The following is a 19,969-nucleotide window of genomic DNA, read 5'->3' on the forward strand; positions in this document are numbered from 1 at the left end:
CCTCCTTACCGGATCGTAATTTTGTTGGTCAATCGAATGCCTTCCTCGGAATAGCGCGAGGTGAGCTGAATCAATCCGTTTTGCTCCAGACGGTGCAGGTTACGTCGAATGGCAGAGGTCGAAAGACCAACCTCTGCCGCGAGGCGGCGGGAGGACAGCCATACCGTGCTGCTTTGTCCACCCGCAAAATCCAGTAAATAGCTGTACAACAACTTGGCCGCTGGGGAAAGATCGGCCTCCGCCAGTAGCCGATAACGTGTCAAATCATTCATGACGTCCTCCTATCGTAGCGGCTCCGTCTTTTTCTTCTGCGATGCAGGAGCGGAAGGCGCTTGCCGATGCTGCTCGGCCACGCGCTCCGGCCGGGCGTAGCAATACAGGTAAAAGTTGTAATCTCCGGCAAAGGGGAAGCAGCGCAAATAGTAACGATGCTCCTTCGTCTCCATGCGAAAACCGTATACATCCGTGCTCCTTGCCCCGGCAATGCGCGCTTCCGGGTGCTTGCTGCAAAAGTGAAGCATATGCTGACGGCTTTTCAGCACGTCCTGATCGCCTATCGACTGAAACACCTTGCCCAATTCGTCCTTGAAGGCTGGCGTTTCAAAGGGGGAGTTCCGCGGGAACCAGGACACCCAAAACTCCTCGCCCGAGCGCCCGAAATCCCCGCGCAGGTGGCCGATGCAGGCACGCCCCATCTCATGCTCAGCCGAACCTGAATAAAAATAGGCCGCTTCCTCGGGAGCGGCGCTTTGCAGCTTCTTAATCATGTTCATCCCTCCGCTTGGTGAAATCAGTGGGTGCCGCCCGTGCCAAAATCGTCGTAGCTGGACAAATCGGCATGATAAAACGCTACGTCCCCATCCAACAAGGAGAACCTGGCGCCATACGGATCAACAAAGCTGCGGCCAAAGCCCTCCATTTGCCACTGGTTGTTCAGCGGTGCATGTTTGTATTGCAAATGCGGCTGACTGGTATTTCGGTTGCGTATGGTCTCGATGTTGAAATTAACGATCAGATAGCCATCGCGTAGGAAAATTGGAGACTGGTCATCCAACTTGTGCTTACGTCCGTATTCGGCCACATTAAAACCCGCAGGCACCGCATACGGTGCAGCAGGCAAACTATATTCCCCGCGCCAAAGCTGAACGGCCCCATTCGCTCGGGCCGCATCGATGCCGCTTGGCACCTGCATGCTGCCGATGAAGGTACGAAGCTGTGGCGGCAGCAGCATACCGTCATAACCGCCAACGTAAATCTTCTTTTGCGCCGCATCCTTTAAAAACTGCTGCACATACGTGGTCTGATTACCAGTAGCACCACTTAGCCTCCAGAGGGAACCCGCGGTATTCGATAGTTCTTGCTGCGGGACATTGCGCAGCCGGGTATCCAGCGTCACCAGCCGCTGCTCCGTGTCCTCCGCAGAGCCGATGCGAATAAAACGCTTGTTGCCCGAGTGATAATACAAGTCCACCGGCTGGCGGTTCTGCCCTTTTTTGTCCACGAAATAGAAGGTTGGCGTAATTAAGATGCCGTCTCCCGAACCGAACATATTGCCGAGCGTCTTGACCTCAAATTTAAAATGATAGCCCGTCTTGATCGTAACGTTCTTCTTACCGATCTCCGGGTGACTGCCTGCACGGATCGGCAGCATGAAGGGAGCCGCATTGCCCCGCGCTGCGCCGTCAATCCCCTTCAAGCCCACCCAATAGCTGCTGCCGGTTGGCGTGGCGCTGCCCTTTGCCGTGCGGAACACGGTCTCCCACTGGTAATCCGCTATATCGGTGATGCGGAAATCAAACAATCGGCCAATCACCTCGACCGGTACCACCTGCGTGGCGACATGATGGCTCACATCCAGATTGGCATTCGGCTGCGAGGTAAACGAAACCGGGCTGTTTTCGGCAAAGGAGCGGAACAGCACATCATAATTTCCCTCGTCTACCCAAACAGGCAAATAAAACGTTGTCTGTAGCTGGCCGACCGGAATCGACGTCCAGGTTTCCTTCGGGATCAGCGTGGTTCGGTCGGCCTTGTACACATCGAAGGGGAATCGCACTTGCTTGTCCTGAATGTACTTCGCATAATCCCGGTTGCCATAGCCTGTTATACCCCGGTGCTGCCCGCTGGTCGGGTTGGTCACGGTAAAGGGTCGATTCAAAATGAGCGCCGAACGCCCGGAGGTCGACACCGTCTTCTGGTTATGCGCCTGATCGTCGGAGATGGTGGCCCGATTCACAACCGGCGTATGCACCGTCACCGGATTGATGCCGGGAATCGGGAAGGTTTGATTGCTGCCGCCGCCAATACCCTTGATCAGCGCGTAGGAGAGCGTCCCGCTGCTTGGTTGCGCAGCCTTGTTGCTTTTGCCCGAATCAATGACAAACCCGCTACCGTACAACACGTTCTGCCCGATCATAGGCGCAACTGGAATAACGCCCGGAGTCGGGGCTGTTTCTTCCACTGTGCCGTTGCTCATGATGGTCTGTCCGTTAAAAACAAGCGAATCGTTTCGCACCTTAATCTTCCCGACCGCTTGCTCCGCCTCCGATTTCCAGTTCTCGGTTGGCACTGACGGGCGGATGGAGCCGCCGTTCAGCGATTGAATGGGCAAGGTTACGTTGCGATACACCGGGTCGGTCATATGCGCAGAGACGGATGCCTCATGGCTGGCCGAAACGGTTGGCGGCGCATAGCCGCTTGGTTGCAGCGTAACCTTGCCATCCGGCAAGGCATAGTTGGCTACCTCGGCGCGCTGAAGGCCGTATACCTCCAGCCGGTCGATGAGCCAGTAGCTGTACTTGCGCTCCACCGTGTAGCTTTGGGTAACGGTTTGCGAATCCGAACGCGATATCGGCACAGTGGTCGGGTTGCCCTCACTGTCCGGAGGGCCGGAGACATACTCGGTCCAGGACAGCGAATAGGTGCGGCTGACCGTAATCGGATACGTTTTCGTTCCTTTGATCTCCGTAAACTGGTTCCGGTACAAATAAGCTTTGGCTCTAGCGTTCACGTACAGGCTCTCCGAAGTCGGGATACCCTTGCTCACATCAAAACGTTCTGCTCCTCGCACATCTGCCTTAATCACCGCCGATGCTGATGCATCCATGTCTTCGAGCTGCTGCTCTGAGCCGTTTTGAGGAGGCTCCCCGCCTCGATTGATCATTACTGCATGATCGGCGGTCGAATCTCCCTTCTGGTTGTCCTTGTCTGTCACCACGACTGTAATTTTGACGGTGACTTGATCGCTGCTGCCAAGCGGAATGCGAATCGGCAGTGACTTGCTGGCCGATGTGCCGCTCAGTGTGCCGGTCTGCTGGCTGGCGTTGACCAGTTGGGCGTTTTCGATGCTCGTAATCCGGTACGATGCAAGCTGGCTTGGCGACTTCGTTTCAAACGTAAAATCTCCCGTAACTGTAGTTTCCGTCGAAGCCGCCTGCCCAGGCGCGTCGATGCGGGAGGTCACCGTAACGGGCGAAGGCACCTTGTAGATACCGACAAAGTTGGAGCCGCTCGGGCCGACTAGAATGGATCGTTCGCGCAGCTTGCTGTCGCCCTTTTCCTGAATGAATAGCTTCTCGGATAGGTTGCTGTTGCTCGTAATATAGGAGCGAATAATTTCATACGTTTGCCCGCTTTTAGAGATGGTAGCCTCAAAGGTGTGATTAGCCTCCGCTCCTGCCGCGAACTCGCCCTTATCCACCTCCTGCAGCACTGTGCCGTCTTCCTTCTGGTAGATAGCCTTCACAGGACTTGCTGCTTCCTCATACTCAGCAATCGCATCCGATCCACCCAGTGCGACCGTGAAGCTTCGAATACGGACTTTATCGTTGGTTTCGGGATTTTCCTGCAACCACTTCTTCTGTGTTGTATCCTGCTTGGGCGACAAGTAAGATCGCACGATCCGATACGTTTTTCCGCCATCGGTCAAGGTCGCCGGAAACTCATGGTCAACCGTTTCCCCGATTTTGTATTTGCCCTTCAAGAACGTTACATCCGGCTTTTGAATGATTCGGCCATCCACGGTTTTGGCCACGACATCTACTGGAAACTCCGCACTGCGATAAGGAATGTGAAGGCCGAAATAATCGTCCAAATCGTCAGGAACCCGCCAGCCCTCTGCCTGCTTGATGCCCGACAGTGTGTAGAAAGGACCTTTACGGACAGAGCCATCTCCGTTGATCGATACCATGACCGCATAGAAGTACAGATTGTCATTATCCTGAATACCGTCCATGCCTGCCGCCCAAAGTCGTTGCGTAACGACTGATTCCGGTACTTCATAAAACCCCGTCAATGGTTGTCCTGGGATTGGAGTGTTTGGGTTTTGTCCTGTCTGGATAATATCATCGGAAGAAAAAATGGCGTGGGGCTTGTTCCGTGGATCAGAGCACTGTTTCCCTGATGCGGTCTGCGAACACATCTGCTCTTTACTTACGACCCACCCAACCGTGCGATAGCGAATAGAAGTACTTGCCGCCGTGCCTGTAATCTCGAATTTAATCATTCCAGCTTCAACAAACATGATAGGCGGAGCAGCCCCTACCTTTGAATTCATGATTAAGGGCATAAAAAAAGTGCATGCCAGCAGCATGCACAGTACTCGTCTATACAATTGTAAGGGTCTCATTGGCTATTCCACCTTCGAAATGACGTGGTTCTGAAATAGACTGGCCGACGGAGATACCTTTAACGTACTGCCCCAATCACCGCCAACGTTGGTTCCCATTTTAATATCCGAATAGCCTTCATACCATACATTTTTTTCAAACTTGGCATCCTGTGGGAACCACTCATCATAAATAAGTCGTTCCGGTTTTTGAAAGGAACTAAAAATCATCCGGAATTTGACACGAACATGACTGGAGCCAAATCCGTCCCTGAAAATCATAGAAGGTTCAGGTTCCAGATACCCCGTGACCTGAATTTTATTCGTCTTTACCCAATCGACGTATTGACGAATATACTTCAACTCCGCATCAAAATTTTGCATCTTTGTAGCAAATACCGCTTTTGCCCAAGAATCATCAATTGTCCGATAGTCCACATTAAGCCACAATGCTCCAAACGTTTTCAATCTTTTCAACCATACATCAACATTAACTTTTGTGAATTCCGGTACAGTCGAGTAGAGTTTAGAAGATACCCTGCTGTCTCTAGGATGTGCATAGGGGAATTTCATTTCATACATCGCGTTAGGAACATCGGCTAGAATATACGGATATTCCGCTGCATTTTTCGGGAGATCGGTCGTACGAATCAGCCTGCCCCACGGATCAGTCTTGCCATTCAATTGTTCCGCTGTGGACAAAAACACCGTATTTGTTTTATCGTCCCACTCCACCGCCATGCCAAGAATCTCGCTGACAAACCGCAACGGAACAAAAGTACGACCGCCCTGCATCACCGCCTGAGTGTCAAATGACTCTTCTGCGCCATTGACCGTTGCGATATTGCTGCCAATGGTCAAGCGGATGCTTTGAGTCTCCTTCTGAATCGGAACTGACCTGCTCTCCGCTTCCCAGCCTACCTTTGCGCCGAGCGCCTCCGCTACAAACCGCACCGGAACCAACGTCCGCTGGTTTTCATCAATGAATGCCTGCGCATCGGGAAACCACAGCTTCTTGCCGTCCATCACGACCGTGACAAACGTTGGCGGCAGACTCGCTGCACTTACTGTTGTTGTCATGCTACCGAGCATCATCACAACCGTCAACATAAGCAACCACCTCTTCAACACATCCACTCCTTCATTATTATCATCCTTCAAAAGCAAGACTCGGCGGTACAAGTTGGAAGATATTTCTTTTCTTTTATGATAGTAGATTGGCTTCGAAGCTGTCCACCCTACCTGTAAAAGTCCTTTTGATATGCAAGTTTTAAAAGTATTTGTGCAAAAAAAATTTATATCATGTTAGCATCCGAGATGAGATCAATTCCAACTGAAAAGGATGATTGCATAATGAACATTGAACTTTTTTCGCCCGAACGAATCGCTTATATCCGGCAAACAGGTTCTTATGGTCCGCGCAACAAAGAAACCATGGAAGCCTTAAAGGACTGGGGTCGTCGCCATCATCTGCTCACTGAATCGGCCACTCTGTACGGAATCGCCCAAGATAACCCAGAAACAACATACACTGAGCAGTGCAGATATGATGCCTGTATCGTGCTCCCTGCTCACTTTCAGCTCGATAACCACGTTCAGGAAGGCTTACTTCCAGGAGGGCTGTATGCTGTGTTCAGTGTCCAGCATACAGCCGAAGCTATTCAGCACGCTTGGCAACGGATTTTTGGTGTTATTCAGCTAAGTGAGTACCAGATGGACAACCGCCCCATACTGAAGAAATACAGCGGTGATATGACGATGCAAGAAAACTGCGAGATTTGCGTTCCAATTAAACAAGCGTGACTGGAAGCCCTTCTTGGTAGCTTGCCAGGTTCATTGGCTTCATTTCTTGCTCTTTCTCTTCTGGTATACGGCTAACAAAATAACGATCAACAGGATAACGCCGTAGAAATAAACACGAGATAAAAGGAAGCGTCGTTCTTCATCCATAAACTCACTATCCGCCGTCTGGTGTTGGGATAGGGTGATCGCTTGATTCACTTCAAATGGCAGAACCTTGCGCACTGTATGTCCATTCACGGCGGTTTTTACTTCGGCCAGGAAAGCCCCCTGCAGCAACGGTTGCTCCAGTTTCATTTGATACTGTGCCGCAGTTCCGGCATAAATGAAGCCGACGGCACCCTCCCATGTCAGCACCTGTTTGTTACCTTCTTGTTGTGTAATTTCAACTTCCAGATGCGGCATGGACAAACTATCTCCTTCATTAATCAATAGAACGGAAAAAACAGCCTTTCCGTTGTCTATCGCATAAATTGCTGCATGGGGGATGGCCTCAGGCGGCCTGGCTTCCGCCAGCCGATAATTCAGCACCACTTGCACGCCTGCTTTGTAAACCATCGTTGTATGGGATTGCTCCTCACCCCAAGTTTCATTCTTTAAGGCTCTATTGGGATCAATTAAAACCCCGATTACCGACACATATTGACCGGGCTGGACATGCTCCGGTATGCGCATTTTCATTAGGAAACGTTGCGTCTCTCCGGCCCGAAGCGTGATCGTCTGATCCGGTGTCGTGTACCAAGCAGCCGCTCCCAAATCCGGGTCGGTCGGCAAGGTGAAATCATTGCCACCACCAATCGCGGGTATGGCATCTGCAGCGTAAAGAAGTGCCGTTACCTCTTCATCGGTTGGATTGGTTACATCAATCGGATATTCGCGTTCGTCGCCGGGGAATATCTCCTCGACATAGGCATTCAGTTGCGGATGGATACGGCTCGATTCACCGGCTACTGCCAGTGGTTGTTCCTCCGTAATTTTTGAAAATCCCATTAGTCCTATCAATGCCGCTACCATTAGCAACAAACGATATATCATGCGGCTCCTCTCCATTCTTGCTTATTCAGTTTCCGGGGCAAGACAACGGTATATAGCCCTTTTGTGCAGCTGCCTGCTCACTGACAAACACTTCTTCACGCGGGTAGCCATAGCCGCAGGAGCTGCGGTAGTACACCTTCATTTCGCCCTTGCGTGCGCCGATAATCGCATCCTGCTTTAACACCCGGCTCCCGCCCAACGCGTAGCTGTTGTACTGCCTAGCGCCCATCGGAATGCCTTGCAAAAACGCTAGAACGCCTACGTCGTCGATGCTGTTGCTCCAGTCCTCTTCCGGAATCAACGGCAAAGTGAACACGTAAGAAAATTCGGATCGGGAAACGGTTTCGTTGTATTGGTTGATCCGATAGGCCAGCTCGTCCTGAATCGCCCCGACAATCGTGCTGCGCCTTGTCCGCTCAAATTGTTCGGCATCCTGCAGAAGCGGAATCGACGTTTGCTGCCGAATGTCCTGCCGCAAGCCCTCGTGCCAGCTTCCACTCGCCGCATCGTAGGCCAGCACCTCCTGATCCAGCGTAAACGACAGGCTATTACCCGCCGAATCGGCATAGGCATACGGCTTCTTCACTCCCCATACCGGCTTCATGATCGTTTTTCCGTCGGTACCCGTCCATTCCTGTTCGCTGTAGACATAGAAGCCGTCATAACCGACGATCACAATCGCCGGAATGTAGCGGTGCAAAGCGCCTTGTGCCACGGGGTCACCTGCAACACCAAAGCCCGCATCAAGCGTCTGGTAGAACGCCGCTACAGCGTCTTCCTTATTGAGTGCAATCCGCTTGTCCGAGCCATACTGCGCTTCCCGTTGCTGGCTGGCATTGCCGATCAACTGGCTCGCCGCATCGTCCACCGCTGCATCCAGCGCTGCATCGTAACGTAGCTCGGTTAGCAGCGTCCGGCGCAACGCATCCGTCTCGATGCGGTTGATCGTCGCAAACGGAAGGAACAACAATGCGCCTACTATGGCCCACTCAATCCATCGCATGGCGCACCATCCCTCCATAAGGAATGACGATCTTTTCATTCGGGCTGATCGTGTTGTTCAGCATGTCAAAGATCAGCGTACCTGCCGTCCGGTTCGTATTGCGCACCGTAACCGAGAAGCTGTCGCCCTCCCGCATGCGGTATCGACGGTCTGGGGTATCCTTGGCCTGCGTATTGTCGGGAAACAGTACCGGCAAAATCTGCGCATTGTAATAAGCATCATAATGAATTTCGTAGGTACCGCGGAACGATTCCGGCCGGGTTGGGTCATCGTAGACCGGCACATAGGTCTTGCTGCCATGCTCCATCTCAACGACAAAGCTGTTGCCGGTTGCCGCCAGCGCGGTCATAAAATCGTTGTACATCACAGGCGTAATGCCGCCCTTGTCGCGCACCGCATCCACAAACGAGGTCGTCGCCCGCAGCGCCACCAACTCGGAAATATCGTCCTGCTGATTAAAGGCGGCGGAGAGGGGATACAGGTAGAGTAGCAGGAGCGAAATCAGCACCGCGAACAGCTTGATCAGCGTATTCATGGCACACGCCTTAACAGCAGTCGCAGCAAATGCCCATCCGCGTCACGTTCATCATGGGGCACATATTTCGCCAGCAAAGGAATGCCCGTTGCGCGAAGCTGCTCCCGTTCTAATGGCGCTGCGTACCGCACACCGTCCACAATCATTTCCGCATCGCCTTTCTCCAGCCGTGCCAGAACATGAAGCACCTCCGCGCCACGCATTGTGCCATCGCCAGCTAGTAGTGGACTTACAGTTTGATGCAGGCTTCGATCCTGGGCTTGACTCGAGATGTAAGCCAACGTGTTCAGCGAAGCTCCGTTTTGTAACAACAACAACCCCGTTCCCGCAGCCAGCAAAAACGCCAAAAAAGCAACACTTATCTCCATCATCGTTCTCGGAGCGTAATCCATCCAAGGTTCCTCCCTTCAGACGAAAGCGCCCGGGTTGCCCCGGACGCTTCCAAGCCTTCCTTCGGTCTTATTGCTGTTGGAACACAATCCCGCGAATGACATTACTGCTGTCCAGCACGAGGCTCGCACGGAACTTTCCACTCGGATTCACGTAGTTGATGTCTGCCTCGTCTACGGTTTGCGCGATCAAGCCCGGAGCCACACCGACGACCGTACCATAGGTCACGTTGTCCATCGGAACGCTCGTATTGATCGTTTTGCCATACCATTGTCCAGCCGGGTTTTTACCGGTGTAAATCTGAATACCAAATTGATCGACATCACGGAACTTTCTCAGTGCGTTGACAACCTGACTGCCCGACAATGTCGTATTGTCGTATACCGTAAAGGCCGTTTGCGACAGCTCGGTTTGAATATTGCTGAAATTGCTTTGCGCCGCTTTGGTGGAATCCTGGGCTGAAACAAACAAGACTACAGCCAAGGTAATGAGGGCGATGGCGAGGAAAATCCCGGCAGCCATTACCAGTGCTTTTTGTGCATTGGACATTGAATTCGCTCCTTATGATTGGGATCGACAAAAAACCTTCCCCGTGAAGAAAAGGAAGGATTATCGTACCGCTTACTGAATACGTTGAAGCTGCTCATAGTAAGCGGTCATTTGCTGCAGGCTGACGACGATAAGCGGGATAACCAAATACCCGAAGATTAGCGTCATCAAGGGAGTAAAGCCAATCAAGCGTCCCCAGCCTGCCTTTTGCTCAATCAACTGCTCGTACTCCTGTTTGCGCTGCTCCCGCGCAAAGGCCTGCTCTGCTTCGAGATCATCAAACGCCTGACGAATCGTCAAATGCTGCGAAGCAAGCTCCAGCTTCTCCACCGTCCGTACGAACGGCAGAAACGGCGCATCCTCCTTGAGCTGCGCCAGCGCCTTCTCCTCGCCCTGCTCAAAGTGGAGCAAGCACACCTGTAGCGGTTCCTTGAACAAACGGGCAAACTGTTCCATCCAGATCAGCAGTTGTTCCACCGACATGCGCTCCATCCCTGCCAGCATGGCGATCACTGCTTGCAGTTGATCGACCTCATGCTTCATCTCCATCCGACGCATGCGCCGCTCAAACATCCGGATGCCAACGGGCAGCGAATATCCGCCCCAGCCTAAGGCAAGAGCCAGAAACACCTCCCACCACAGCAGCCATGGCTGCTCCAGTTGCTCAAGCTTCTCCATTACCCGCTGTGCGGTTAGACGAATCTGCTCCTCCTGATCCCCGCCAACTGCCTGCTGACGGAGCAGGTTCATGACGATGCGTTCGTTGCGCGGCCTCACCTCCTTTACTTGTTCCAGAATCAGGCGATCCAGCGCCGCTGCCTCCTGCGCCTTGGCTTCCTCCTCGACCGACAACTGCCCGAACAGCATTCCTGGCTTAACCGGCGCATAGAGCAGTTGATGCCTCTCCGCTGCTTGCATGGACACGAACAGCCCCAGCACGGCAGCAAAAGCCAACGCGCCCGCGACCAAACGCTGTACATAAAACCATTCCAGCCGCAGCGGTGAAGCCGTATCCTTGAGCAGCCGGGTCACTCGCTGCGCTTCCCGCGAATCGGGAGCCGGCCCCAGCCGCTGCACGATCCAGCGCATCCAAGGCCAACCATATACACGCTTTTCCCAACGATTACGACTCGTATGCCGGGCTCCACCATCCAGCTCCGCCAGCGCGCGGAGCAACACATAGGACAGCCATACGACCACGAGAAGGGTCAGCTTCGCCAGCCAGCCGAGTGCACCAGCATAAAAGGCGTCCATCGACGGAAAGAAGTGGCTTGCCCATGCCTCAATCGGACGAGTAAAGAGCAGTGGCACCAGTGCGATTACGGTCAGCCCTTGCAGCAAATAGCTGAGCTTTTCTCGCCGCAGCAGCTCCAGATTCAGCTCGCCGGACAGCTTTTCCAGCCCTTTCAGGTAGACCGAGCCGCTTTCGGTTTGCCGGTCACCATGCTCTTTAATGAGGTAAGTCAAACCGGCCAGACCTTGCAAATAACGATTTGGAGCCAGTTCCACGTATTGTGCCAGCTTGTCCTCCGCATCGCTATCCGTCAGCATCTCGTACAGCTCCTGCCCATGCAGCGCCATTTCATAGGGCGCACCGTCCGCCGCTTCGTAAATCGCTTCCTCCACCATGCCATGCCTGTGGTAGTGATGGCGGATATCGCCGAAGAAGGTACGAAGCTGCCGGAGCAGACGCAGCTCCAGCCGCTGCACGCCCATGTCCGCCAACACGCCATGGCCTACCCATAGACCGAGTAGCAGTATGCCCCAGGTGAACAGATCGCGTACCATGACAGCAAGCGGAATAACGATTAAGAGCAGAATACTCCATACCCTCAATGCTGATTTCATCGTCTCCAGCCGCAGCTTCCACTCGTCGCCAAGCCGAACGATCAGGAGACGCTTGCGCAGGTGATGCAAATAGGTGCGCAGGATCGGCACCTGCTCGCACACGCTGTACAACTGTTGCAGGAAGCTGTACATCGCTTGCCTGCGCGATGCTTGTCCCGGCTTACGCAGCGATTCGTAACGCCGAATGGCAGCAATGTCTGAATCATGGCGGGATAGCCACAGGAACGCTGCAACCGCCATCAGGAAGAGAACCATCGAAACGCCAAGCAGGGGAGAAAGCCATTCTCGAATCATGGTACTTCCCCCCAATGACTGGCCAGGAAGGCATCAAAAACAGCTTGATCCGGACCGCTCAAGTAGGTCGCCATGTCTTGTCGGCTTTGCTCGGACAACGGATGAACGGCAACATACCGTCCGTCCCGGTACTCGATCAGATTCCGCGCGGTATACAGCGGGCGATCCGTCGAGCGCCGAAAAAACTCTAACACCGTTTCCATAAAAGCAGCCAGCCGCACATCCTTGGTCATTTTGCCGGTAAAGTCAGCCGGATAATCTGCCTCCTGTGGCTCCGGCACACATTCCGTAATTCGTTCGATATAACGTCTACCATCCAAGTCACGGCGCAGGTGAATATCGAAATTGACCACGCTGACGACCTGCTGCTCCGCAACACGCTCACTGCTGAACACGCCGGTTTTAAGCAGCGAATTACGCAGCGACAGCACCAAATCGCGGAACGTTTTGGCGTGATGGGTGAACAGTGTAAAAAGGGAAGCAACTTGCGCCATCTGAACCATCCAGGCTGCAACCGGGTCGGTCGCTACCTCACCCAAAATGTTCACCGAGCCGTCCGTCTTCTTCTGAATATCCAGCCCTTGCTGGCCGGTAATCGTTTCCGTCTCACGCAGGCTGACAATGTTGCGGTTCGGATGAATCTTGCGGAGCTGCAGCTCAAAGCTCATTTCCTGTACCCGAATCGGCAACACCGCCGGAATATGACGCACCATCGCCATCAGTAGGGTCGTCTTACCGCTACCCTGGGCGCCAGTGATTGCCGTAATCCGTGCGCCTGCAACGAGATAACGAATGAGTCCGATCGGCAATTCCGCGTTTTCGTCCTGAATAAGTTGCTCCAGCGTGGCGCTCTGCACATCAAATTTGCGCACAAAAAAAGCCCACGATTCTGCAAACCGGGGGCGCAAGACAACGACGCGGGAGCCATCGCCCATTTCATTGACCTTATAGCCATTTGCTTCGGATAGTTGTCCGGGAAAATTATGCTTGTAGATGATTTGGCAGACGCGGCGCAACTCCTGCTCCGATCCAAACGACAGGAAGCTCAAATGAATGGACTTGCCCTTGTAAAACAACCAGACACTATCGTGCGAACGAGGAAGCGCCTGCCACTGTACCTCGTCTTCCAGCGCCCATTCGCCCTCCCACATCAGTGGCGGCAGCCCGGATACGCCCCCGGACACACCGTCGATCCGCATATCGCGCAGCTCGTCGATGACGCTAAAGCCCTTGTAATGCTGATAGATTCGCTGCACGACAATGCGAAGCTTGTCTTCGGTCTGCAAGGAGGGAGATTCCTTAGCGTAGATCTTCCTGATCTCTGCCCTCGAAATCCGGTAAGCCTCAAGCTGCCCATCTTCATCGAAGCGTTGCCGATCCAGCTCATATGCCTGAAGCATCTGCTCCAATGCCCGCAGCCCGAATTGCTGCTTGTAGCGATCCAGCAGGATGTCGAACTGATCCTGGGCGGTGAGCGTATCCGGTTTGTGAAACGGTAACAGTTGGTTTAGGTGTGCATCGTCCAATTCATATTGCTGCATCAGCAAATCGGCGATCACCTGCTTCACGTATTCCTTGTCCCGCAAATCACCAGAGGTGCAGCCGCGAAGCGCCTTCTTTAGCTCTGCCCGCTTGTTCTTGCGGCGGCGATACTCCTCCTCGGACAAGCCAAAGTCGCTGAGATGGCTCGTTGTCATTTCGTGCAACGTGTCTTTAACGAACGCCGTCATCGCCTCCAGCGAATAGGCCGTTTCTTCCGTGGTTCCCTCCGGCAGACGGCGGCTCATGCGCAAATAGAGAAAGAAAACGGCCAGGAACAGCAAGGAAATGACAATCAAGGTGTTCAGCAACGTCATCATGGCTTATCCTCCTTGCCGCCGAACACAGGCTGATTCATCCCGACGCCTTCGATCAGCGCATGCGTCAGCACTCGTACCTGACGGACAAAGCGATGGTTCTCGTGCTGGCGCATAGTCTTGCGATTGCGAAACCAGTACGGAATCGCCTCCCCCTGCTGCACTGCATCCAACCAGCCCGTATTGTGCATGACCGGAAAGGCCGGTAGCTGCCAACGATATCGTCGTTGGAGGTTATTAATGGTCAGGGACGAGGCCGGATCGAACTGACCAAACACGAACATGGCTTTCCGAGCGCTGAGTTGCGCACTTTCCGGCGATTGAAAAAAGCGCTCCAACAGCAAGCGATTCTGCGGCAGGCAAACGACGAGGAGATCCGCCCAATTCCGCAGCTCCTCCCTCCAGCCCGGAGCGGTTCCGCTACCGCCGTCCAGCAGCACTAAATCGTAGGCGCGCTTGGCGGTGTCCAAAAGCGGCTCCAGCCAGCGTTCTGCCATGCCGGCAAACACTGCGCTTGGCTTCGCCGAGCCGGGAAGCACATCCAGCCGTTCCCGGAGCAGCGACTGCGCATAATCTCGCAGCATACTCGCCTCCAGCTTACGGTTTTGCAGCAGCCGCAAAAGCGCATCCATGCCGATATCCGGCAAGGGGGATGGATTTTTTTCCGTCGTGTAAAAGGCACGCTGCACCGCCTCATCCTCCTCTCGCAAAAGGCCGAGGAGCAGCATTCGCGACGAATATTCCAGCCCCATACATGTCGCTGCCGCAAGCAGGCTGGTCGTCGTTCCGGTCTGGCCGGGGAAGGGACTCCAAAACACTACCATCATTCCCATCGTGCCACTCCTTTCTACCGGGCTCACCATCGCTTTTGGGCAGTCGCCCAAGCGCGCCGCGCGGTCTTCGCATCGCAATCTCCAAGCTGTTGCAGCATCGTGAGTAGCACCTGCCGGAATGCTCCACTGACGCGGCGAAGGTCAATACGATGCTGATGCTGATTGTGCACATCCGCTATGGCATCGCGTTCATCCAGCGGGAAATGAAAGGAAGGCTCCAGCCACTCCACATGGCGCAGCCTCGTTTCAGCCCGCCATGCAGGCAGTGTGCCAGGCAATGCCGGAGACAGCCAGTCATAAAAAGAGAGCGGCGCTTCCGCTTCGTGCAAGCACAAGCGCAGCAGCAGTTCTTCATTTTTTTGCAATGACAGCCGCTTGCCGTCCCAACACCATACCCGCTTGTCAAAGTCGGGCAAATTGCGTCCCGTTACCATTTGGGTATGATCGGTGTCGAGTAGCAGCACATCGTACGCACCTAATGTTCCCGCCTGTTCCAGTGCGTGATCCAGTTGTGCGGCTGTAATGTAACCGTAGGCTACATCCATGTCCTCAAACTCCTGCACGGCGCTGCCGGTAAAGACGGGCGGCAAATAGCCCTGAACAGCTTGCCCCATTGTGGAGTCCACTAGCAGCACCTTCTTCCCCATTGCCGAGAACAAGCGCCCCAGCGCCAGTAGCACATGGCTCTTGTCCGCTGATCCGAGAAATATCATTTTTTTCATGGTCGTCTCCCTCACTGATTGAGTATGTCCTCCCACCGTTCTTCTCCCGACGGTGCTTCAGTTTCGGTCACCGCTTCCGTTTCGTTGGAAATCGAAGGAGGAACGGTTGATTCTGCAGAGGCAGAAGGAGTCGGTGATTCCAGCCTAGGCACCGAAGAACCCGTGGATTGCCCCTCTCCTGAAGGTCGGTTATTGGATTCTTCCGTCTGCGAAGTCCCACTGCCCGACTGCGGCTGCGCTTCAAACATGGCATTGCCCTGCCGGGTAGTTGCACGCTCATTTTGCAATTGCTGCTGTACTGTAACATTGCCGCTGGAAGTCCGCATTTTGTTCGAATCGCTGACCGCCTTTAAATTGGCATCCAACGTTTGGCGCAGGCCTCGAACCAATTCCGTTTTTGCCGTTTCAAGCAGATTCGGATCGATTTCCATCAAATCCAGCACCTCCGGATTGGCCGGATAGTTTACAACGGCTGCCTCCTGCAAGCCAGGCTCGATATAGGGGAGCGCATAAAGCCGTGCCCCTTGCAGATAGGCATCGATGATCGCACTGGATGTTTGCAGCAAATCCATCTCGTTCAATTCCAGCCAAATCACATTGCCCGACAACTGCCGCACCTGCTTTTTGGACAGCAGAACAAAATCCTCTCCAGTCGGGAAACCGATCCGCACATCGATAAACTGCTCGGTCTTGAGATTGGAAGGAAGCTGAATCACCTGAAACTCCTTGAGCCGTACATCCTTTGGAACTGGCTGTCCTTCGTATAACAAAGAGGCGTGCAGCGGCGTGCCCACCTCCAGTTCCACCTTGGCATGCTTACCGATAATCGCTTCCCGATTCGTAAGGATACCCGCCGGAACAAGGGTTACTGGCATCAGAATCGCCTGTAGATCATCTGCTGTCAATTCATTGCCTGCCCCAACATTCTGGCTTACTACCCATACCTCGCGGCTGTTCAATTCCTTCTCTTGCTTCAATTGCGCGAGCTGCCGCTCGTAGCTTTCTTGCATTTGTTGTTGTTTTTGCTTTTGCTCGTTATGCTGTATGAGCAAAAAGACGGCTGCCGCCACAAGCAACATCAGGCTCACCGCAATGGCACCGATAACCAGTGCTTTGCGATTGCGATAGTTCCAAGACATCGCGAACGACTCCTTCCTTCAATATAATTCCCGTTTTGTTTAGCGGGCGTCCCGCGACTTAGGCTTTTGTTGCTTCTCCGCCTGATGAAGCGCCAGCTTTTCTTGTGCCCATGCTGGTGTATGCTCCAGTTTTAAGAAGCCCAGCAGATCTTCCCGATTATAGCGGCATTCGTCACCTGAATAGAGCCTCATCGCGAAAACGGCCCTTCCGCGTGAATTCCCCGATGCGCCGAAGCCCCCCGTCACCCAAACCAATTGATGATCTGCTGTGCGAAATTCCGGTCGCAGTCTTTCCGGTCGAATTACGACTAGTCTGCCGTGGAGATCATCCTCACTTTTGATGGGCAAGCAATGGGTAGATTGGATCTGGGGCATGGATTCTGGAATGGTAGAACGCTCGGTTTGAAGCTTTTCAATTTCCCACTGCAATAGCTTGCCAAACTCCTGCATCGCCTCCAGATAGTCCGCGAATCCTTCTGCGCCATAATACTGATCAATGCCAAACAAATTATTCTGATCAGAGTAGCAGACCAAATAGGGCTTCTCGCTATTCGACGTGTCGATGCCCATAATAACCTCGACCCTGCCAATGGGCAACGCCTGATAGACCTCATAGTCGCCAGCCTTTCGTTTCTCCTGCTCCATCGTCAGTCCTCCCGACACCTTTTGCGATTAGTCTGCTTCGGCTTAGTTACCGTTCCTTTTTCCTGCTTCCTAATCGGCCGTTCCTTCTCCTCGGACGGACAGCTCTGCGTGAAACCCGGCTTCTCCTTCATTAGTTGCTCATACTGACGCCTTCTTCCTTCGGTAAAATCCATCGGACTGCTCCTTTCTGCAATAATTGGCATAAAAAAAACTCTCCATTTGAGAGAGAAGAAAGGGCGAATTAACGCTCGTGTTCCCGTTCCCGCTGTTTCCTGCGATACCAGGTTTCCAATAATTGCACGAGCAGGTCTTCCTTTTGCTGCTCGGTAAAGTCTTGCGGAAAGAACTTTTCAATACGCTCCTTACGGATCGTCAGCTTCTCTTTTTGATTGGGCTTTTCCTCTGTCAAAATAGCAAAGATAACATCAACATTCAGCTTGCCCTCTTGATTAAGCTTTTTCATACGCTGCGCCTGCGCCAGTGAGGGCGTACAGTCCTCGGCCTGCATCGTTTCCAGCAGGGCTTGCTGCTCTTTCTCGGCCAAGTAAGAGATTTCAACTGCGGGGCCAAATGCCATTTCCTTGTCATCAACCATTTCAAGAATAGGAGGAATGAGTTCGGTCAGTCGGATATAGCGTTTAATCTGATTGCGACTTTCGCCAACTTGATCCGCCAAAATCTCCACTGAATATTTACCATTTATATCCTGCCCAACTTGGGCAGCATTTTCTTTGCTCGGTCTGCCTGCCTGACGTTTCATCGCATTCAGCTTCATCCTATATGCAAATGCCTTTTCACTCGGGGAAACATGCTCTCGCTGCAAGTTACTGTCCACCATAATAATGGTTGCCTGATCGTCGTTCAACTCACGAATAATACATGGAATAGACTCCATTCCCGCCATTTCGCTTGCCTTCTTACGCCGATGCCCGGCCACCATTTCAAAGCCGCCATCCGTTTTGGGACGTACCAGCACAGGAACCAGTACCCCGTATTGCTTTACGCTTTCCGCCATCTCCAGCATTGCATCGTCCGCCTTTACTTTAAAGGGGTGATCAAGAAAATCACTGATCTCTGCCAGCGGAATATCCTTGATCTGTTCCTTCTGTGTCGCACTCCGTGTTTCTTCCGTTGTGAACAAGTCATCGACTGTGGTCAGCTTTATGCTGGCGCGCCGATCTTCTTTCGCTACCAATATCCTGCACCTCCTTCGTTAATAAAGCATATGCCTTGGCGACTTGTCCGTTCGGATCGTGTGCATAAATACTTTTGCCGCGAGCGCTGGTCTCCGCCGCGCGGATGGAAAGAGGAATTTCCGTTTGAAACACGCGCAACTTGTCCCCATAATCGCGGCGAAGGATGAACGAGATGTCTTTGGCAAAATTAGTGCGGCTGTCCACCATTGTGAGCAACACGCCCTCCACCACCAGCTTTTTGTTAATTTGGCGGCGAACGCGGGCAACCGTCTGCAATAACTGTGTCATCCCTTTTGCCGGTAAATAATGTGCCTGAACAGGAATGATGACGCTATCTGCCGCTGCCAAAGCATTGATCGTCATCATGCCCATGCTTGGCATACAGTCGATCAGGATATAATCATAATTCTCTTTTACCGAATCAATATACCCGCGTAGTATCGTTTCCCGGCTCATCGTATTGACGAGCGCCACTTCAACGGCAGACAGTTCGATGTTGCCCGGCATCAGGTCAATTCCTTCGTGATGCTGCAAAATACCCTCCTGTGGGTCTAAGGCTTCCTCTGCCATGCATTTTTGCAGCATTGTCGCCAGCGAAACCGGGAGGTTGTCCGGCTCTTGAAAGCCAAGTGAATCCGTTAAATTCCCTTGCGCGTCAGCATCCAGCAGCAGCACCCGGTTGCCTTCCGCCGCCAACCCGATGCCGAGGTTGACCGCTGTCGTTGTTTTGCCCACGCCGCCCTTCTGATTGGCAAGAGCGATGACCTTGGCCATGTATTCCTGTCTCCTTTCAATTGAAAAGGCCGGTTGCTTCGAGGAATCCGAGCACCGACCTTTCTAAGTAATCTATATAAAAAGAGAGCACCCAAAAAGGATGAACTCTTGGATATTCGACTTCAAAGGGTGCTTTCATCTACCTCTAAAAACATTTTCATCAAGCTGCTTGCTTTCTGCGTTGCACCAGAAACTTAGAGTAACAACATGTGTCTATGCACATGCAGGCTTCATACCAGCAAGCGATCTGAAATTTTCAAAAAAGAATAATCCACCTGAAACTTATTCAAAAACACATCTGATCGGATGAATGGTAGACATAAAAAAATTTATCCAGCGGACAGCGGTTGACTGTCTCCATAAGCGCAGTCTTGCGCTTCCTCCAGGATCGCTGCAGGCCGCCCCCATTACGATAAGCTGTGGCTGGACGGAAGTATCATGATCCTACCATACAGGTCATCGCCGTAAATGGAACCACCATTTCGTTATGCACCACGGAATCGCTCTCATTTTACCCTGCGTCTTGAACGGACGGCAGAAACAATATGGTCATGGCGCGCTGGCATACAGGCTTTCCTTCGAGGCTGCATGGGGAATGTACCGGACAAACTTGTATTCTATTTTCAAAGAGCCGTTGAGAGATTTTTGTCTCTCTATAAGCCGTTTCATTTTTCGGGCAAAATCGGGTAGTTTGAGGAAAAATAATCTAAATAATTTTTTGAGGGCATCTCGCGGCGTTCTGGC

The 19,969-nt window shown here is 52.9% G+C and carries 19 protein-coding genes; 1 reads left to right on the top strand and 18 read right to left on the bottom strand.

Annotation, left to right across the window (positions count from 1 at the left end):
* Positions 1-5 precede the first annotated feature (5 nt).
* The 4 genes from ACIFSR_RS31360 to ACIFSR_RS31375 form a co-directional block, all read right to left on the bottom strand.
* Complete coding sequence (locus ACIFSR_RS31360) at positions 6-272, bottom strand: helix-turn-helix domain-containing protein (RefSeq protein ID WP_430062858.1); 267 nt, start codon at positions 270-272, stop codon at positions 6-8.
* Between the two features lie 9 nt (positions 273-281).
* Positions 282-767 (bottom strand): hypothetical protein, encoded by a 486-nt coding sequence (locus ACIFSR_RS31365; protein ID WP_430062861.1) that lies wholly within the window; start codon positions 765-767, stop codon positions 282-284.
* 23 nt (positions 768-790) lie between these two features.
* On the bottom strand, positions 791-4,522 hold the full coding sequence (locus tag ACIFSR_RS31370) for a DUF5704 domain-containing protein (RefSeq protein WP_430062864.1): 3,732 nt from the start codon (positions 4,520-4,522) through the stop codon (positions 791-793).
* Positions 4,523-4,630: 108 nt separating this feature from the next.
* The gene (locus ACIFSR_RS31375; RefSeq protein ID WP_430062868.1) at positions 4,631-5,734 is read right to left on the bottom strand and encodes a copper amine oxidase N-terminal domain-containing protein; all 1,104 of its coding nucleotides are present in this window, start codon (positions 5,732-5,734) and stop codon (positions 4,631-4,633) included.
* A 225-nt stretch (positions 5,735-5,959) separates the two neighbouring features.
* Between ACIFSR_RS31375 and ACIFSR_RS31380 the strand changes: the two genes are divergently transcribed.
* Positions 5,960-6,409, top strand: coding sequence for an AraC family transcriptional regulator (locus tag ACIFSR_RS31380; RefSeq protein ID WP_430062871.1), 450 nt, complete (start codon positions 5,960-5,962; stop codon positions 6,407-6,409).
* A 39-nt stretch (positions 6,410-6,448) separates the two neighbouring features.
* Here the strand turns inward: ACIFSR_RS31380 and ACIFSR_RS31385 are convergent, their stop codons facing one another.
* The 14 genes from ACIFSR_RS31385 to ACIFSR_RS31450 all read right to left on the bottom strand — a co-directional run bounded on the left by ACIFSR_RS31385 (position 6,449) and on the right by ACIFSR_RS31450 (position 19,225).
* Positions 6,449-7,441 carry a hypothetical protein gene (locus ACIFSR_RS31385; protein ID WP_430062874.1) on the bottom strand — a complete coding sequence of 331 codons (993 nt, stop codon included), beginning with the start codon at positions 7,439-7,441 and terminating at the stop codon, positions 6,449-6,451.
* Between the two features lie 25 nt (positions 7,442-7,466).
* A complete protein-coding gene (locus ACIFSR_RS31390) occupies positions 7,467-8,444 on the bottom strand; it encodes a hypothetical protein (RefSeq protein WP_430062876.1) in 978 nt (325 codons plus the stop codon).
* The gene (locus ACIFSR_RS31395) at positions 8,431-8,979 is read right to left on the bottom strand and encodes a hypothetical protein (protein WP_430062879.1); all 549 of its coding nucleotides are present in this window, start codon (positions 8,977-8,979) and stop codon (positions 8,431-8,433) included. The genes ACIFSR_RS31390 and ACIFSR_RS31395 overlap by 14 nt, the downstream gene beginning before the upstream one ends.
* Positions 8,976-9,371 (bottom strand): hypothetical protein, encoded by a 396-nt coding sequence (locus ACIFSR_RS31400; RefSeq protein ID WP_430062882.1) that lies wholly within the window; start codon positions 9,369-9,371, stop codon positions 8,976-8,978. The genes ACIFSR_RS31395 and ACIFSR_RS31400 overlap by 4 nt, the downstream gene beginning before the upstream one ends.
* Positions 9,372-9,438: 67 nt before the next feature.
* Complete coding sequence (locus ACIFSR_RS31405; protein ID WP_209071926.1) at positions 9,439-9,918, bottom strand: ABC transporter permease; 480 nt, start codon at positions 9,916-9,918, stop codon at positions 9,439-9,441.
* Positions 9,919-9,990: 72 nt separating this feature from the next.
* Positions 9,991-12,060 carry a hypothetical protein gene (locus tag ACIFSR_RS31410; protein WP_430062885.1) on the bottom strand — a complete coding sequence of 690 codons (2,070 nt, stop codon included), beginning with the start codon at positions 12,058-12,060 and terminating at the stop codon, positions 9,991-9,993.
* Positions 12,057-13,919: an ATPase, T2SS/T4P/T4SS family gene (locus ACIFSR_RS31415; RefSeq protein ID WP_430062888.1), complete on the bottom strand. Its 1,863-nt coding sequence runs from the start codon at positions 13,917-13,919 to the stop codon at positions 12,057-12,059. The genes ACIFSR_RS31410 and ACIFSR_RS31415 overlap by 4 nt, the downstream gene beginning before the upstream one ends.
* Positions 13,916-14,749, bottom strand: coding sequence for a hypothetical protein (locus ACIFSR_RS31420; RefSeq protein ID WP_430062890.1), 834 nt, complete (start codon positions 14,747-14,749; stop codon positions 13,916-13,918). Before ACIFSR_RS31420 ends, ACIFSR_RS31415 begins: the two co-directional genes overlap by 4 nt.
* A 23-nt stretch (positions 14,750-14,772) precedes the next feature.
* Entirely contained in the window at positions 14,773-15,213 is a 441-nt protein-coding gene (locus ACIFSR_RS31425; protein ID WP_430062893.1) for a hypothetical protein, read from the bottom strand.
* A gap of 269 nt (positions 15,214-15,482) precedes the next feature.
* Entirely contained in the window at positions 15,483-16,610 is a 1,128-nt protein-coding gene (locus tag ACIFSR_RS31430) for an SAF domain-containing protein (RefSeq protein ID WP_430062896.1), read from the bottom strand.
* Between the two features lie 39 nt (positions 16,611-16,649).
* Positions 16,650-17,273 carry a hypothetical protein gene (locus tag ACIFSR_RS31435; protein WP_430062899.1) on the bottom strand — a complete coding sequence of 208 codons (624 nt, stop codon included), beginning with the start codon at positions 17,271-17,273 and terminating at the stop codon, positions 16,650-16,652.
* Entirely contained in the window at positions 17,258-17,458 is a 201-nt protein-coding gene (locus ACIFSR_RS31440; RefSeq protein WP_430062902.1) for a hypothetical protein, read from the bottom strand. Before ACIFSR_RS31440 ends, ACIFSR_RS31435 begins: the two co-directional genes overlap by 16 nt.
* Before the next feature lie 38 nt (positions 17,459-17,496).
* Positions 17,497-18,450, bottom strand: coding sequence for a ParB/RepB/Spo0J family partition protein (locus ACIFSR_RS31445; RefSeq protein WP_430062905.1), 954 nt, complete (start codon positions 18,448-18,450; stop codon positions 17,497-17,499).
* A complete protein-coding gene (locus ACIFSR_RS31450; protein ID WP_430062908.1) occupies positions 18,398-19,225 on the bottom strand; it encodes a ParA family protein in 828 nt (275 codons plus the stop codon). The genes ACIFSR_RS31445 and ACIFSR_RS31450 overlap by 53 nt, the downstream gene beginning before the upstream one ends.
* Positions 19,226-19,969 lie beyond the last annotated feature (744 nt).

This window comes from Paenibacillus sp. NRS-1760 (genome assembly GCF_050467785.1).
In the GTDB taxonomy this organism is placed as follows: Bacteria; Bacillota; Bacilli; order Paenibacillales; family Paenibacillaceae; genus Pristimantibacillus.